Raw genomic sequence first — 14,476 nt, 5'->3', positions numbered from 1 at the left:
GTCATCAGACTAGCCTGCCGCGAGGCGGATGGCGGGCCTAGACTTTGGTCGGGTCGGGGGCGGCTTCGATCGGGGAGGCTTCGTCCTGCAGCGCCGCACGGTGGCGCTTTTGCCAGCGCGCCACCCCATAGGCGACCAGCCACAGGGCCATGGCCCAGGCCGCGCCGACCGCCCAGCCGGCGAAGACGTCGGTGGCCCAGTGGGCGCCCAGATAGATGCGCGTCAGCCCGACCAGCAGGGCCAGCAGAATGCCGACGCCCAGCACGAAGACCTTGAACCGCTCGCGCGGGAAGGCGCGGGTCAGCATGACAGCGACGCTGAGATAGAAGACGGTGGACAAGAGGGCGTGGCCGGAGGGGAAGCTGGCGTTGATCGTCTCCACCGCCTGCATGGCCGCAGGGGGCCGGGCGCGCTCGAACACCGCCTTCAGGCCCTCCGAGAGCGCGACGCCGCCGGCCAGGCCAATGACCAGCAGCAGGGACGACAGCCATTTCCGCTGGCTCAGCAGGAAGACGATCACGATCAGGGCGAACAGACCCAGCACAGAGATGCCGCCCAGCGAGGTGATGTCCGCCGCCGCCTCCTTCAGCCACCACGGCCCCCACGGCCGGCCGGGATCGTCGGCATAGGGCCGCATCAGCGCCAGGACATGAAGATCGAAGGCCTGGCCCTCGCCCTCAGTCATCTCATCGGCGAGGCCGGCGAAGGTCAGAACGCCGCCGGCGACGACCAGCAGGGCCAGAAGCGCGGCGATTTCCGTGCGGGCGACCGTCAGGGCGCGTATCAAAAAGGCGCGTAAGTCAGAAAGCGTCATGGGCGAGCCAACGGCCAAGCTGAGCAGTCGTTCCGATCACGCGTTCGTGATCATGCCGTCGCGGGCTCGTAAAACGGACGTGCTGGCTTGCACGCGGGCTTTTCCCCAGACGGCTGGGACTTGTCCGACCGATTCGCCCACAATGGTCGGCGTCAACCCGTTGACGGGTCATTAGGCATATGCGCCCTATATGTGGGCTCGGGGAGCGCAGAGGCCACAATATGATGTGGTCGCGGCGCGGGCGGCTCAAACGATTTTTTGTTCAGGACGCAGATGACCATGGCTGGCGGCGAGGCATTGAAGACGACGGAATTCCAAGGCGTTGCGGCGACGCCGACGCCGGAGCGCCCCCATCTGACTGTGGTCAAATCGGTCCAGGTCGACCTCTCGCGCGACGATCTGCTGACCGACTTCGGCAAGAAGACGCTGGAAGATCGCTATCTGCTGCCGGGCGAAAGCTATCAGGACATGTTCGCGCGGGTCTCGACCGCCTTCTCGGATGACGCCGAACACGCCCAGCGCCTGTATGACTATATGAGCCGCCTGTGGTTCATGCCGGCGACCCCGGTCCTGTCGAATGGCGGCGCGGATCGCGGCCTGCCGATCTCTTGCTTCCTGAACGCGGTGGGCGACAGCCTGGACGGCATCCAGAACGTCTGGAACGAGAACGTGGCTCTGGCCTCGAACGGCGGCGGCATCGGCACCTATTGGGGCGGCGTCCGCTCCATCGGCGAAAAGGTGAAGGGCGCGGGCAAGACCTCGGGCATCATCCCCTTCATCCGCGTGATGGACAGCCTGACGCTGGCGATCAGCCAGGGTTCGCTGCGCCGCGGTTCGGCCGCCGTCTATCTGGACATCCACCATCCGGAAATCGAAGAGTTCCTGGAGATCCGCAAACCGTCGGGCGACTTCAATCGCAAGTCCCTGAACCTGCACCACGGCATCAACGTCACCGATGAGTTCATGGAAGCGGTCAAGGTCGGCGGAACCTTCGATCTGAAATCGCCCAAGGACGGCGCGGTCATGAAGACCGTCGACGCGCGCTCGCTGTGGACCAAGCTGCTCGACATCCGCATGCAGACCGGCGAGCCCTATCTGATCTTCTCGGACACGGTGAACCGCCAGATGGCGCCGCACCAGCGCGACCTGGGCCTGAAGGTCAAACAGTCGAACCTGTGCGCCGAGATCATGCTGCACACCGGCCGCGACCATCTGGGCGTGGACCGGACCGCCGTCTGCTGCCTGTCGTCGGTCAACGCCGAGACCTTCCTGGAGTGGCGCGAGGAGCCGCGCTTCGTCGAGGACCTGATGCGGTTCCTGGACAATGTGCTGGAGGACTTCATCCGCCGCGCCCCGCCCGCCATGGCCGCCGCCGTCTATTCGGCCAAGCGCGAGCGTTCGGTGGGTCTGGGCCTGATGGGCTTCCACTCCTTCCTGCAGGGTCAGGGGGTCGCTTTCGAAAGCGCCATGGCCAAGTCGTGGAACATGCGCCTGTTCAAGCATCTGCGCCGCGAGGCCGACAAGGCCAGCCGCCTGCTGGCCGAAGAGAAGGGCCCGTGCCTGGACGCCGAGGAGCGCGGCGTGATGGAGCGGTTCAGCCACAAGCTGGCGATCGCCCCGACCGCCTCGATCTCGATCATCTGCGGCGGCACGTCCGCCGGCATCGAGCCGATCCCGGCCAACATCTACACCCACAAGACCCTGTCGGGCTCGTTCGCGGTCAAGAACCCCTATCTGGAGCGCCTGCTCGACGAAAAGGGCATCAACACCGAGGCGGTGTGGAGCTCTATCCTAGAGAACGAAGGTTCGGTCCAACACCTCGACGCCCTGAACGAGGACGAGAAGGGCGTGTTCAAGACCGCCTTCGAACTGGACCAGCGCTGGGTGATCGAACTGGCCGCCGACCGCGCGCCGGAAATCTGCCAGGCCCAGTCGCTGAACCTGTTCATCCCCGGCGATGTGAACAAATGGGACCTGCACATGCTGCACTGGTCCGCCTGGGAGCGCGGCGTGAAGTCGCTGTACTATCTACGCTCCAAGTCGGTGCAGCGCGCCGCCTTCGCGGGCGCAGAGGACAAGGCCGAAGAGGTGATCGATCCCAATCAGCCGGATCTCTTCTCCCTGCCCAAGACCGACTACGACGAGTGCCTGGCTTGCCAGTAAGGCCATCTGCACCAAACGACCCGAAGGGCTCCGCGACAGCGGGGCCCTTTTTCGTTTGGGAACCGCTGCTGGGCGTCCTCGTTCAAAAGCGACGAAACCATGACCAAAAGCCGTTGGACTCTTGCGCCTGAGGGTTGCAGTGTGTGTCCAGCGGATCGGTGGGGAGACCGGATGCGATTAAAGGCCTGTATTGTCGGCTTGGGGGGCGTGTTGGCGATGGCCGGCGCGAGCGCCGCCTGCGCACAGACCTGGGCCCCCAACGCCTTCGACGCCTCACCCGATGTCTCCGCCCGCCTGACCGAACAGACCAGTTTCCGCGTTGCGCCTGACGCCCGGTTCGGCGCCCAGATCGAAATCCCGACCGCCTTCCGTGCCGATGACCGATCCGGCCTGTCCGCCAGCACGCGCAACGACGTCTGGATCGATCGCACCGACTTCACCGACCGGGTGACGCTGGAGACGGCCGGCCGTCTGCGCCGCGCCGACGGCTCTCCCTTGCCGGTCACGCCCGTCGATCGGGCTGAACTGGACCCCGACGCCTATGATCTGCGCTATGTGCGCGGTTTCCGCGGCGCGCGCGGCCACACCGCCTCGGGCCTGGAAGTCAGCCTGACGCCCCACGCGGGCCTGGGCGTCGGCAGCGAAGGCCGCTCGGCCGAAGCCGGGGTCACCCTCAAGATCGGCGAGGGTCTGGATCGTCTGGCCCCCAACGGCCGCGAACGGTTCGGCGAGCGGCCGCGCTGGTATCTGTATGCCGCCGGATCGGGCCGGGCCGTGGGCTACAACTTCGCCCGCACCCGCGACGGCGACTACGCTCGCTCGGGCTATACCCAGGACAAGGGCAGCTTCCTGGGCGACGCCTCGATCGGCGTGGCCTATCGCAAGGGCGACATGCAGACGTCGTTCGGCGTCGTCTATCGCGAGATCGACGCCGGCAAGGGTCTGCGCGGCATGAACGGCCTGGACACCGACGTCAGCGAAGGCCTGCTGGCCTTCCAGCTGTCGATCCGTCCCGGCCGCTGAGCCTTCAGCGAACCTCCGAGACCGCCACGCCCTCGCGACGCGGATCGGCCCCTCCGTCCCAGCGCCCGTCTCGCCAGATCGCGCCATGCAGGCCCGAGGTCTCGGTGGCGTTCGGCTTCAAGGCCATGCCCGCCGCCGCCAAGGCGTCGCGGATATCCGGCGCGATCATGTCGGTGTCGGCCCCCACCATCTCGCCCCGCACCACCAGATTGGGCAGGGCGATCGCCTCCTGCATCGACAGGCCCCAGTCCATCGTCCCGACCAGAGCCTTGGCCACATAGGCTAGGATGCTGGACCCGCCCGGCGAGCCGATGGCGCCGACCAGCAGCCCCTGACGATCCAGAATCAGCACCGGCGTCATCGACGAGCGCGGCCGCTTGCCCGCCGCCACGGCATTGGCGGCCGGATGTCCGTCCTCCTGCGGCGTGAAGGAGAAATCCGTCAGCTGGTTGTTCAGGAAGAAGCCGTCGACCATCCGGCCATTGCCGAAGATGCTCTCGACCGTCGTGGTCATGCTGACCGCATTGCCCCAGGCGTCCACCACGACCATGTGCGAGGTGCCGCCCGGCTCGGCGGTCTGGTCGACCCCGCGCGGCGGCGATCCCGTCGGGGCGCCGGCCTCGACCGGGCCGTTCACCTGCGGGGCCAGGGCCGCGCGCGACGCGACATAATCGGAATCCAGCAGACCGGCGATCGGCACCCCGACGAAGTCGTTGTCGCCGATATAGCGGTCCCGGTCGGCATACATCAGCCGCTGCAACCGCCCGAAGGCGACCCAGGCCTCGGGGCTCTTGGCCCCCTTGTCTAGATCCGGCGTCGCATCGGCCATGGCCAGGAACTGCAGCAACGCCACGCCGCTGGACGGCGGCGGCGGCACGCAGACCACATAGGCCTGATACGGCCGGCAAAGGGCGTCACGGCGCAAGGGCCGATAGCCGGCGATGTCCGCCTCGGTGAGACCGCCGGGACGCGGTCCTTCGCGAACCGCCGCCGCGATGTCGCGCCCGATCGGCCCGCCATAGACGACGCCCGGCCCCTGCTGCGCCAGTCGCGCGACCGTGTCGGCGTAGGCGGGGTTCTTTAACGTATCGCCCGCCTGATACCGCGTGCCGTCCGGCTTGGTGAAATAGGCGCTGGCCCACCGCGTCCGCGCCTGGGGATAGCGTCCATTGATCATGCCGGCCAGACGCGGGCTGACGGTGAACCCGTCGCGCGCCAGCCGTTCGGCGTCCCCGAACAGATCGCGCCAGGCCAACTTTCCATGATCCTTCTGCGCCATCGCCAGCATGGCCACCGCCCCCGGCGCCCCGGTCGAGCGGCCCGACAGCACTGCGTCGATGAAGGGCAGGGGCTTGCCGTCCTCATAGAACAGTTCGGGCGTCGCTGACGCCGGCGCCGTCTCGCGCCCGTCATAGGCCGTGACGGTCCCGGTCTCGGCGTCATAGCTCATCAGGAAGGCCCCGCCCCCCAGGCCCGACGACTGCGGCTCCACCAGACCCAGAACCGCCTGGATCGCCACTGCGGCATCCACGGCCGATCCGCCTCGCCGCAACACCGTCATCCCCGCCTCGACCGCCAGCGGATTCGCCGCCGCCACGAACGGCCCCCGAGCGGGCGATGCAGCAGGTGATGGGGCCGACACGGCCGCCGACGACGCTGTCGTCGGCGAGGGCGCGCCGTGGATGTCTGTCGCGGTCTGGCATCCCGCCATCAGGACGGGAACCAGCACAGCGGCGATCTGGCGACGGAATGAACGCATGGAAGATCCGAAAGCAGGGGAGCGTCAGACAGGCCTAAGCCGTCGCAGCCGCCACGCCAACCGCTTCAGACGCAGAAACTGCATTCCCCCGCTTGCGTCCGCCCGATCCACCGGCTAAAGACCCGCCCTCGCCGCAAGGCAGCCGCACCCGTAGCTCAGCTGGATAGAGCATCAGACTACGAATCTGAGGGTCGGGCGTTCGAATCGCTCCGGGTGCGCCACTTCTTCTTAAAAATCAGATTGTTAATGGTCGGTCGCAGCGCGCTCGCCATCAGCACAGGTGTGTAACAACTCAACGAGAGCAAAGCCAAGTTTCTGAAGAGAAACTAGAATTTGTCCTCCAGAAGTCTGATGCTCTTAGTCACCGTTCGTCCTCGGCCGCACGGGTAGTTTGAAGTTCGGCGATGGACGCCAGCCTGCTGGCATCCATCGCCTAGGTCGCCTGGTTCACAGTTCCTGCGCAGTCGGGCGGAACAGTATTTCATTGATCCCGACATCCTCGGGTTCATTGATGGCGAACGTGACCAGCCGCGCCAGCGTCTCGGCGGGCACGCCAATCTGACCCACATAATCCTGGTTGGCCTTCTGGACGTCCGTCTCGCTGATGTGGTCGAGGAGTTCGGTCTTGACCGCGCCGGGGGAAATGATGGTGGTGCGGATGTTGTGGGGAGCCATCTCCTGCCGCAGGCCTTCGGACAGGGCGCGCACCGCGAACTTGGTCGCGGAATAGACGGCGGAGCCGCCGAACAGCTTGTGGCCGGCGACGGATGAGACGTTGATGATGTGGCCGGACTTCTGGGCGATCATGTGCGGCAGCGCTGCGGCGACGCCGTAGAGCACGCCCTTCAGATTAACGTCGATCATCTGGTCCCATTCGTCGATCTTCACGCGCTCAAGCGGAGACAGAGGCATGACGCCGGCGTTGTTGATCAGCACGTCTATGCGGCCATAGGTCTCGACGGCGGCGCCGACGAGACGTTGGAGGTCTTCACGCTTGGTCACGTCCGTCGGCACGGCGATGGCCTTGCCGCCTGCTTCGGTGATCTCGGCCACGAGTGCGTCGATACGATCGGAGCGGCGGGCGCCGAGGACGACGGCCGCGCCCTTTGCGGCCAGGTGACGGGCTGCCGCCGCGCCCATGCCGCTCGATGCGCCGGTGATGACGACGGTTTTGCCTGTGATGTTGTCGGTCATTGATCTGCCTTTGCTTCGGTGGCCGACGTGTCGGCGAGATACTGTTCGTCGGTGACCTGCTCCATCCAGGTGACGGGCGAGCCGTTCTGGCTTTCCTGGATGGCGATGTGGGTCATGGCCGCGTGCGGCGTCGCGCCGTGCCAGTGCTTGTGCTCGGGCGGGCACCACAGGATGTCGCCGGCGTGGAACTCCAGCTTCGGGCCGCCCTCGATCTGGGTCCAGCCAACGCCTTCGGTGACGATCAGGGTCTGGCCCAGCGGATGGACGTGCCAGGCCGTGCGGGCACCCGGCTCGAAGTGGACGAGGGCGCCGCCCACGCGCGACGGCGCCTCGCGCTGGAACTGGCCGCTGATGGTGACGCGGCCGGTGAACCATTCGGCCGGACCGTCGATGGTGGTCTGGTCGGCCTTGCGGGTGATTTCCATGACGGGGGCGTTTCCTTGCGTCTGCGGGGGGGCTTCGCCGCCGAACAGGGCGGCCGTGGTTGAGAGAATCGAAGTGATCACGAGAGATGCTCCTGGAAGAATTGGGCCAGCCGATCGAACGGGATCAGATCGAGACGGTCATAGAGATCGACGTGGCTGGCGCCTGGGATGATCAGGAGTTCCTTAGGCTCCGCCGCCGCCGCGAAGGCGGTCTCGCTCATGTAGCGAGAGTGTGCGCTCTCGCCGTGGATCAGCAGGATCGGCCTAGGCGAGATTTCGGCGATGTAGGTCATGAGCGGGAAGGTCATGAAGGACAGCGGCGTCGTGACTGACCAGGAATTGCCGGAGTTCACCGCCCGCGCGTGGTAGCCGCGCGGCGTCATGTAGTATGCGTGGTAGTCCACCAGGAACTGGGCCTCGCCGCCTTTTAATTCGTTGGCGGCGGGGCCGTAGGCGGGGGCGTCGTGGCGGGCATCGACCCAGCGCTGGCGGCTCATCTGCTCCAGCGACTGCGTCCTCTGCTCAGGCGTGACGCTGTCGTTGTAGCCGCGCGACATCACACGGCTCATGTCATACATGGTGCTTGTCGCGACGGCCTTGACCCGCTTGTCGGTTGCGACGGCGTTCAGCGCCATCCCGCCCCAGCCGCAGATGCCGATGACGCCGATCCGCTCCTGATCGACCGACGGGTGCAGGCCGAGGAAGTCCACCGCCGCCATGAAGTCTTCGGTGTTGATGTCCGGCGAGGCGACGTTGCGGGGCTCACCGCCGCTCTCACCCGTGAAGGACGGATCGAACGCCAGGGCCACGAAGCCGCGCGCCGCCATGGTCTGGGCGTAAAGGCCTGACGACTGCTCCTTGACCGCGCCGAACGGACCCCCGACGGCGAGCGCCGCCAGACGTTGGCCGTCGCGACCCTTGGGCCGGTAGAGATCGCCGCTCAGGGTGATGCCGTAGCGGTTGGTGAAGGTGACCTTCTGGTGGTCGACGGCGTCGTTGCGGGGGAACACCTTGTCCCAGTCGCTGGTCATGGTCTGCGCCTTTGCGTCGGAGGAGGGGAGGAGGGAGGCGGCGGCCAGGGCGGTGACGCCGGCGCCGGTCAGTTTCATCAAGCCCCGACGATCCATTTCGGGGGACGTCCGGGTCTGAAGGTGGGGGGAAGTGGGGGTCATGTCGGGCTCCGGGGTGTGGGTTCAGCGGGGTTTCAGCAGGGCGCGACCATCGCGGACGATCAGCACCGCCAGGGCGGCGAGGGCGACGCTGGCGATCAGGACGGCGTTGATCGAGATGTGGTCGAGCAGCAGGCCGCCGACGACCGCGCCCAGCAGGATTGAGGCCTGGACGGCGGCGACCATCAGGCCGCCGGCGGCTTCGGGTGCGTCCTCGGCGTTCTGCGACATCCAGGTCATCCAGATCACCGACATGGCGGTGTTCATCGCGCCCCAGACGACCAGGAGGAGACCCGCCGCAATGGGCCAGCCGCCGACAACCAGCAGGCCGGCGGTGACCGCGCCCATGACCAGGGCCGGGAGACGCAGAAGCCTGGAGACGTCCCCGGTGATGAAGCGGCCAGAGGCCCAGGTGCCGACGAAGCCGGCGCAACCGAGCGCGAGCAGCAGGACCGATAGGCCGGTGACGCCGACGCCTGTGACCTGTTCGAGGAAGGGCCGCAGATAGGTGAAGAGGGTGAAGGCCGAGCCCCAGGACAGCATCGAGGCGATCAGGCCGACCAGGAAATACCGGCGACGCAGCAGGTCCAGCATGTCGCCGATCCCCCGCTGTCCACGGGCGGGCAGCGACGGCAGGGCGACAAGGTGCCAGACCACATTGGCGGCCACGAGCGGCGTCAGCGCCCAGAAGACTTCGCGCCAACCGAACAGGCCGCCGAAATAGCTGCCGATCGGCGCGGCGAAGGCGGCGGCGATCGCCTGACCCCCATACATCAGGGCCAGGGCGCGCGGCACGTCCGCTTGCGGGACCAGCCGCATGATGACGGCCGTCGCCAGCGCCCAGAAGCCGCCGATGCAGAGGCCCAGCAAGGCGCGCCCGACCATCAGGATCTCGAAGTTCGGCGCGGCCGCGACCAGCACCAGCGAGAGACCCATCAGGCTCGTCAGGCCGACGAGAACGCCTTTGCGGTTGAGCCGCCCGGCGACCGTGCTGACCCCCAGGCTGGCGACGACGGCGAACAGGCCGCTGATCGAGACGGCCTGGCCGGTCTGCCCGACCGATGCGCCCAGACCCTGCGCCATGGGCGTCAGCAGGCTGACCGGCATGAACTCCGACGCGATCAGCAAGGCCACGCACAGCGCCATCGACAACACCGCGCCCCAGGCGGCGGTCGGCGTCGTGGCTTCGGATGTCGGAGCGGTGGCCGCCAGCATGGTCGTCTCCCTCTTTCGTCGAGAGACAAACTAGGCGCTGGCCTTCAAAGCGATTAGCCATGGAGATTGGCATGAACTAATCGATGTAGACGATTAATCGAGGAGGCCGTCCATGGCCGGACCGGACCTGAACCAGCTGACCTGGTTCCAGATCGTCGCGGAGGAGCGCAGCTTCACCAAGGCCGCCGCCCGGATCGGCGTCGCGCAATCCACGCTCAGCCATGCCATCCGTCAGCTTGAGGCGCGTCTGGGCATCCGGTTGCTGACCCGCACGACGCGCAGCGTCGCGCCCACGGCGGCGGGCGAACGTCTGCTGCAGACGATCACGCCGCGTCTGGCCGAGATCGAACAGGAGATCAAAAGCTTGACCAGCGTGCGGGACAGGCCAGCGGGGTCGATCCGACTGACCCTGTCCGATCATGCCCTGGACAGCGTGGTGTGGCCCAAGCTGAAACCGGTGCTGGCCGCCTATCCCGACATCAAGGTCGAACTGATCCTCGACAGCACCTTCCGCAACATCGTCGAGGAAAGGTTCGACGCGGGCGTCCGGCTGGGCGAAAGCGTCGAGAAGGACATGATCGCCGTCCGCATCGGCCCCGACTGGCGTCTCGTCGCCGTCGCCTCACCCGGTTACCTGACCGAGCGCGGCAGGCCACAGCACCCCAAGGACCTGGTGGCCCACGCGTGCATCAACATGCGCCACGAGTCGGCGGGCAGCCTCTATGCCTGGGAGTTCGAGAAGGACGGTCAGGCCCTGCGCGTCCGCGTCGATGGCCAGGTCACCTTCAACAACTCCTACGCCATGATCGACGCAGCGGTCAGCGGACTGGGGATCGCCTATGTGCCGGAGGACATCGTCGCGACGGATCTCGCGTCAGGCAGGCTGGAACTTGTGTTGGACGACTGGTCTCCGAAGTTCGACGGCTACTTTCTCTACTATCCCAGCCGTCGTCAGAACCTGGCTGCCTTTCAGATAATCGTGGACGCCCTGCGCTACCAGTCTGGGCAAGACGACCGCCCTTTGTGGTGACCCAGCCTTTGGTTGTGCGCGACCCACTGCCCATGCATATTTGCCGACACAGCCGAGTTGAAACATCGGTTCATGGCAGGTCGATCATAGACTTTGGCGTTACAAGGCCCAAAGGCCAAGAGCCTGTTTTCCATACAATTTTCTCCAGACTACGAATCTGAGGGTCGGGCGTTCGAATCGCTCCGGGTGCGCCACTTCTTCCAAAAAATACGACTGCAAACGTGACGCCAATTTTAGGCGGGCCGCCTCGCGATCCGCTGCAGCGCATCGCGAGGGCTTCTGTGCGCGCCTAGAACTGTTTCGACAGCGACACGAAGGTGCGCCAGCCCTTGTCGGGTTGGTTATAGGGCGCGCGGGACAGGGGTTTGGCGAACTCGATACGCAGGGTGGTCTTGCGGTCGAAGGTGATGCGCGAACCGACGCCGGCGGACGTCAGCTGTTCGGACCAGTCGCGTCCGGGCGTCTTGTTCCAAACCTTGGCGGCGTCGAAGAAGGCGAAGGCCTGGGCGAAGGTGATCAGTTCGCCTTTGGGATCATATCCGATCCGCGCCTCGATCATCCCGGCGACGGCCTTGTCGCCGCTGGCTTCGCCATAGTCATACGCCCGGCCATAGGTCGGGCCGCCGACGAAGAACTCTTCGGAGCTGAGCAGGGCGTCGTCCGACCATTGGCCTGAGGCCTCAACGTAGATGCCGACAAACTTGCTGAGATCGCGATAGGCGCTGACCTGGGCGTTGACCTTGAAGAACTCGCCCGTCGCGTCGTAGCGCGTATTCAGCGGCGAACGCTCGGTCGTGGCGCCAAAGGCGTCGATCCCCTTGGACACCTGAACCGAGCCGGCCATCCAGCCGGGGCTGTAACGCCGCTGTCCCGCTACCGACATCCGCGCCACGGTCAGGGTCTCGTCGGCGCGACCCGTGGCGACGTAGTTCTGCTCGACGCGACGGACATCCAGTCCCGCATTGAGCCAGAGGTTCTTGTCGCGCGAACGGACCAAAGGATGCGAGAGCGTGACCCAGGCCATGCGGCTGCTCCCCCCGACCCAGCCCGATGCGTTCTGAAGCGGCGCATCCGTCTCATAGCCCGATACGCCAAAGCGGATGCGGCCGCCTCCGGGCGCGACGACAGAGTAGGACGCATCGATATAGGTGAGTTCGTCAGGACGATCCGGCACCGTCAGCACGCCCAATGTGATCTGGTCGCCGGCCATAAATGTCGAGTTGCGGGCGCCGGACAGGTAGACTTGCCACGGACCCTGGGTTTCGGAACCGCGATTGTCGGCATACACGCCGGCGCTGCCCGAGGTCATTTCCGTCTCGACCACCAGGCGGTGTTGCGCCGGGTCGCCGATGATCGGCTCGATGCGGCTGGTCAATTTGACCCCGGGCACGTCGGACGCCAGGGAGAGGCGGCGATCCAGTTCGCCGACGGTCAGGGGGCGCTGGTTCACCAAAGGCTTCAGGATCGGTTCGACGGCGCGTGCGCCATCGCCGGTCAGTTTCAGTTCCGAGATATAGCCCTCGAACACGACGATGCGGGCGGCGCCGATGGCGGGGTCGGTTTCGGCGACGACGGCGCGGGTCAGAAAATAGCCGTCGTTCCGATAACGCGCGGTGATCGCATTGGCGGACTGCACCAGATCGTCCACCGAGACGCGCCGCGCCAATTGCTGGTCATAGGTGTCGGCGAGATCGGCGAGTGGATAGGCGCTCACCCCCTGGATCAGCATGCTGGTCAGGATCAGACATCCTGCGCATCCGGCGTCCGGCGTCGAAGCCGGCTCAGCGTCCGCGCGAACCGGTCCCGCGACAGCCATGGTCAGCACCGCCACCATCCCCCACAGGACAGTGATTGTTCTTAACCATGAAGTCGAAAAAATATGACGCACACCGCTCTCCAGACACAGGAGGCCACTTACGGCGTTCGGGCTAAAAATCGTGTTAATATCGCCAGTTAAGAGCTTGGCAGGCACGTCCTGATATCCAGAACATCAAATAGAATGTCTGGAGCCTGTGTTGGCCAATCGATACGCAATATTCTTCGCGGTCCTCTTCTTCTTCGTGCGCTATCCGACCCAGGCTCTGGCGGATGAATGGCGCATCAGGGAAGTGGCAGGCGTTGTTCGCGTGGCCATACCGGCGCGGCCCGCTGCAAACGGCGCGGTTGGGCAGGTATTACCGACCGGAACCAGCGTCACGACAGGCGGAAACGGCCGGGCGCTGATCACGAACGGTCAGCAAAGGGTCGTGGTAGGGCCGAACAGTCGCACCACGCTCGCGCCAGAAGTCGGCGGCATGACACGGGTTTTGCAGGACCTCGGTTCGGCCCTTTTCCAGGTTGATCGGCAGAGGCAGCCGCACTTCCGAGTGGAGACGCCATTGCTTGCCGCCGTGGTGAAGGGAACGACGTTTACAGTCACCGTCGACCCAATCGGCGACCGCGTGCATGTCGCCGAAGGTCTGGTCGAAGTTCGCGCCAACAACGGCAACGCCGTCAGTGACGTGGCGGCGGGCGCCACCGCCTTGGTTCCGCGTCAGCAACCGACCAGCGTCGAAGTTTCCACACCCGTTGCATCGGTTCCGATCGAAGCGGCGCCGGTCGCGGCGCCAAGCCTTGACTACGAGACCTTGACCGATGGCCTAGTCCAGAACCCGCCTGCGACGGCGCCAGCGGCCACGAGCGGGACGACCGCGACATCCAGCAGTCCTATAGCCGTTACGGCGACACCATCGGCCCAGACGGCCAGCACCTCCTCTGGGAATTCTGCGGCGACATCCACCGGTAGCGGAGCAAGCTCTGCCCAAGGCGGCAACGGATCGGCCCCGCCTGTAACCACCAGTTCGGGCGCCAACGGGTCGATTGGAACAGGCAACGGCAATCCGGCCAATCTTGGCAGCGGGGTCGCCAACGGCACTGGCAACGGCGGCTCGGGCAATCCTGGCAACCCCGGCAACCCCGGCAACGGGGGCGGCAATGGCGGCTCTGGCACCGGCGGCGGCAACGGCGGTCCGGGCAACCCCGGCAACCCTGGCRMCGGSGGCGGCAATGGCGGCTCTGGCACCGGCGGCGGCAACGGCGGTCCGGGCAACCCCGGCAACCCCGGCAACGGGGGTGGCAATGGCGGCTCCGGCAACGGTGGCGGCAACGGCGGTCCGGGCAACCCTGGCAACCCCGGCAACCCCGGCAACGGGGGCGGCAATGGCGGCTCTGGCACCGGCGGCGGCAACGGCGGTCCGGGCAACCCCGGCAACCCCGGCAACCCCGGCAACGGGGGTGGCAATGGCGGTTCCGGCAACGGTGGCGGCAACGGCGGTCCGGGCAACCCCGGCAACCCTGGCGACGGGGGCGGCAACGGCGGCTCCGGGAACGGTGGCGGCAACGGCGGTCCGCGCAACCCTGGCAACCCCGGCAACGGGGGCGGCAATGGCGGCTCCGGGAACGGTGGCGGCAACGGCGGTCCGGGCAACCCCGGCAACCCCGGCAACCCCGGCAACGGGGGTGGCAATGGCGGCTCCGGCAACGGTGGCGGCAACGGCGGTCCCGGCAACCCCGGCAACCCCGGCAACCCCGGCAACCCCGGCAACGGGGGCGGCAATGGCGGCTCCGGCAACGGTGGCGGCAACGGGGGCAATGGGGGGCCTGGCGGTCGCCCGCCGAGAGATTGATGAATCTTTATCGAGCGCT

At 66.5% G+C, this 14,476-nt stretch carries 11 protein-coding genes and 1 tRNA gene; 5 read left to right on the top strand and 7 right to left on the bottom strand.

Annotated features, from left to right (window positions below; all coding sequences use genetic code 11):
• Positions 1–37: 37 nt before the first annotated feature.
• Positions 38–814 carry a phosphatase PAP2 family protein gene (locus tag ASF31_RS10750; RefSeq protein WP_055754634.1) on the bottom strand — a complete coding sequence of 259 codons (777 nt, stop codon included), beginning with the start codon at positions 812–814 and terminating at the stop codon, positions 38–40.
• A gap of 273 nt (positions 815–1,087) precedes the next feature.
• On the opposite strand from ASF31_RS10750, the gene ASF31_RS10745 reads away from it, so the two are divergent.
• On the top strand, positions 1,088–2,977 hold the full coding sequence (locus ASF31_RS10745) for a ribonucleoside-diphosphate reductase subunit alpha (protein WP_055754633.1): 1,890 nt from the start codon (positions 1,088–1,090) through the stop codon (positions 2,975–2,977).
• 216 nt (positions 2,978–3,193) lie between these two features.
• Positions 3,194–4,000, top strand: a complete 807-nt coding sequence (locus ASF31_RS10740) for a lipid A-modifier LpxR family protein (RefSeq protein ID WP_200918618.1) — start codon at positions 3,194–3,196, stop codon at positions 3,998–4,000.
• A 4-nt stretch (positions 4,001–4,004) separates the two neighbouring features.
• Here ASF31_RS10740 and ASF31_RS10735 read toward each other — a convergent pair whose 3' ends face one another.
• Positions 4,005–5,759 carry a gamma-glutamyltransferase family protein gene (locus ASF31_RS10735; protein ID WP_055754631.1) on the bottom strand — a complete coding sequence of 585 codons (1,755 nt, stop codon included), beginning with the start codon at positions 5,757–5,759 and terminating at the stop codon, positions 4,005–4,007.
• A 144-nt stretch (positions 5,760–5,903) separates the two neighbouring features.
• On the opposite strand from ASF31_RS10735, the gene ASF31_RS10730 reads away from it, so the two are divergent.
• Positions 5,904–5,980: transfer RNA gene (locus ASF31_RS10730), tRNA-Arg, on the top strand.
• 226 nt (positions 5,981–6,206) lie between these two features.
• Here ASF31_RS10730 and ASF31_RS10725 read toward each other — a convergent pair.
• The 4 genes from ASF31_RS10725 to ASF31_RS10710 are packed head-to-tail and all read right to left on the bottom strand — an operon-like array spanning position 6,207 to position 9,762.
• Positions 6,207–6,953 (bottom strand): SDR family oxidoreductase, encoded by a 747-nt coding sequence (locus tag ASF31_RS10725; RefSeq protein ID WP_055754630.1) that lies wholly within the window; start codon positions 6,951–6,953, stop codon positions 6,207–6,209.
• Positions 6,950–7,459: a cupin domain-containing protein gene (locus tag ASF31_RS10720; RefSeq protein WP_235551317.1), complete on the bottom strand. Its 510-nt coding sequence runs from the start codon at positions 7,457–7,459 to the stop codon at positions 6,950–6,952. Before ASF31_RS10720 ends, ASF31_RS10725 begins: the two co-directional genes overlap by 4 nt.
• Positions 7,456–8,550, bottom strand: a complete 1,095-nt coding sequence (locus ASF31_RS10715; protein WP_055754629.1) for an alpha/beta hydrolase — start codon at positions 8,548–8,550, stop codon at positions 7,456–7,458. The genes ASF31_RS10720 and ASF31_RS10715 overlap by 4 nt, the downstream gene beginning before the upstream one ends.
• A gap of 21 nt (positions 8,551–8,571) precedes the next feature.
• The gene (locus tag ASF31_RS10710) at positions 8,572–9,762 is read right to left on the bottom strand and encodes an MFS transporter (protein WP_156356014.1); all 1,191 of its coding nucleotides are present in this window, start codon (positions 9,760–9,762) and stop codon (positions 8,572–8,574) included.
• Positions 9,763–9,874: 112 nt separating this feature from the next.
• Between ASF31_RS10710 and ASF31_RS10705 the strand changes: the two genes are divergently transcribed.
• Positions 9,875–10,792: a LysR family transcriptional regulator gene (locus tag ASF31_RS10705; RefSeq protein ID WP_055754628.1), complete on the top strand. Its 918-nt coding sequence runs from the start codon at positions 9,875–9,877 to the stop codon at positions 10,790–10,792.
• 289 nt (positions 10,793–11,081) lie between these two features.
• On the opposite strand, the gene ASF31_RS10700 is transcribed toward ASF31_RS10705, so the two are convergent.
• Positions 11,082–12,608 (bottom strand): ShlB/FhaC/HecB family hemolysin secretion/activation protein, encoded by a 1,527-nt coding sequence (locus ASF31_RS10700; RefSeq protein WP_162233962.1) that lies wholly within the window; start codon positions 12,606–12,608, stop codon positions 11,082–11,084.
• A 199-nt stretch (positions 12,609–12,807) separates the two neighbouring features.
• Between ASF31_RS10700 and ASF31_RS10695 the strand changes: the two genes are divergently transcribed.
• Entirely contained in the window at positions 12,808–14,457 is a 1,650-nt protein-coding gene (locus ASF31_RS10695) for a FecR domain-containing protein (RefSeq protein WP_156356012.1), read from the top strand.
• Positions 14,458–14,476 lie beyond the last annotated feature (19 nt).

The sequence above is a fragment of the Brevundimonas sp. Leaf280 genome (genome assembly GCF_001422455.1).
Taxonomy (GTDB): Bacteria; Pseudomonadota; Alphaproteobacteria; order Caulobacterales; family Caulobacteraceae; genus Brevundimonas.
Note: the sequence above shows the minus strand (reverse complement) of the source record. Positions and strands in the feature narration are given on the sequence as shown.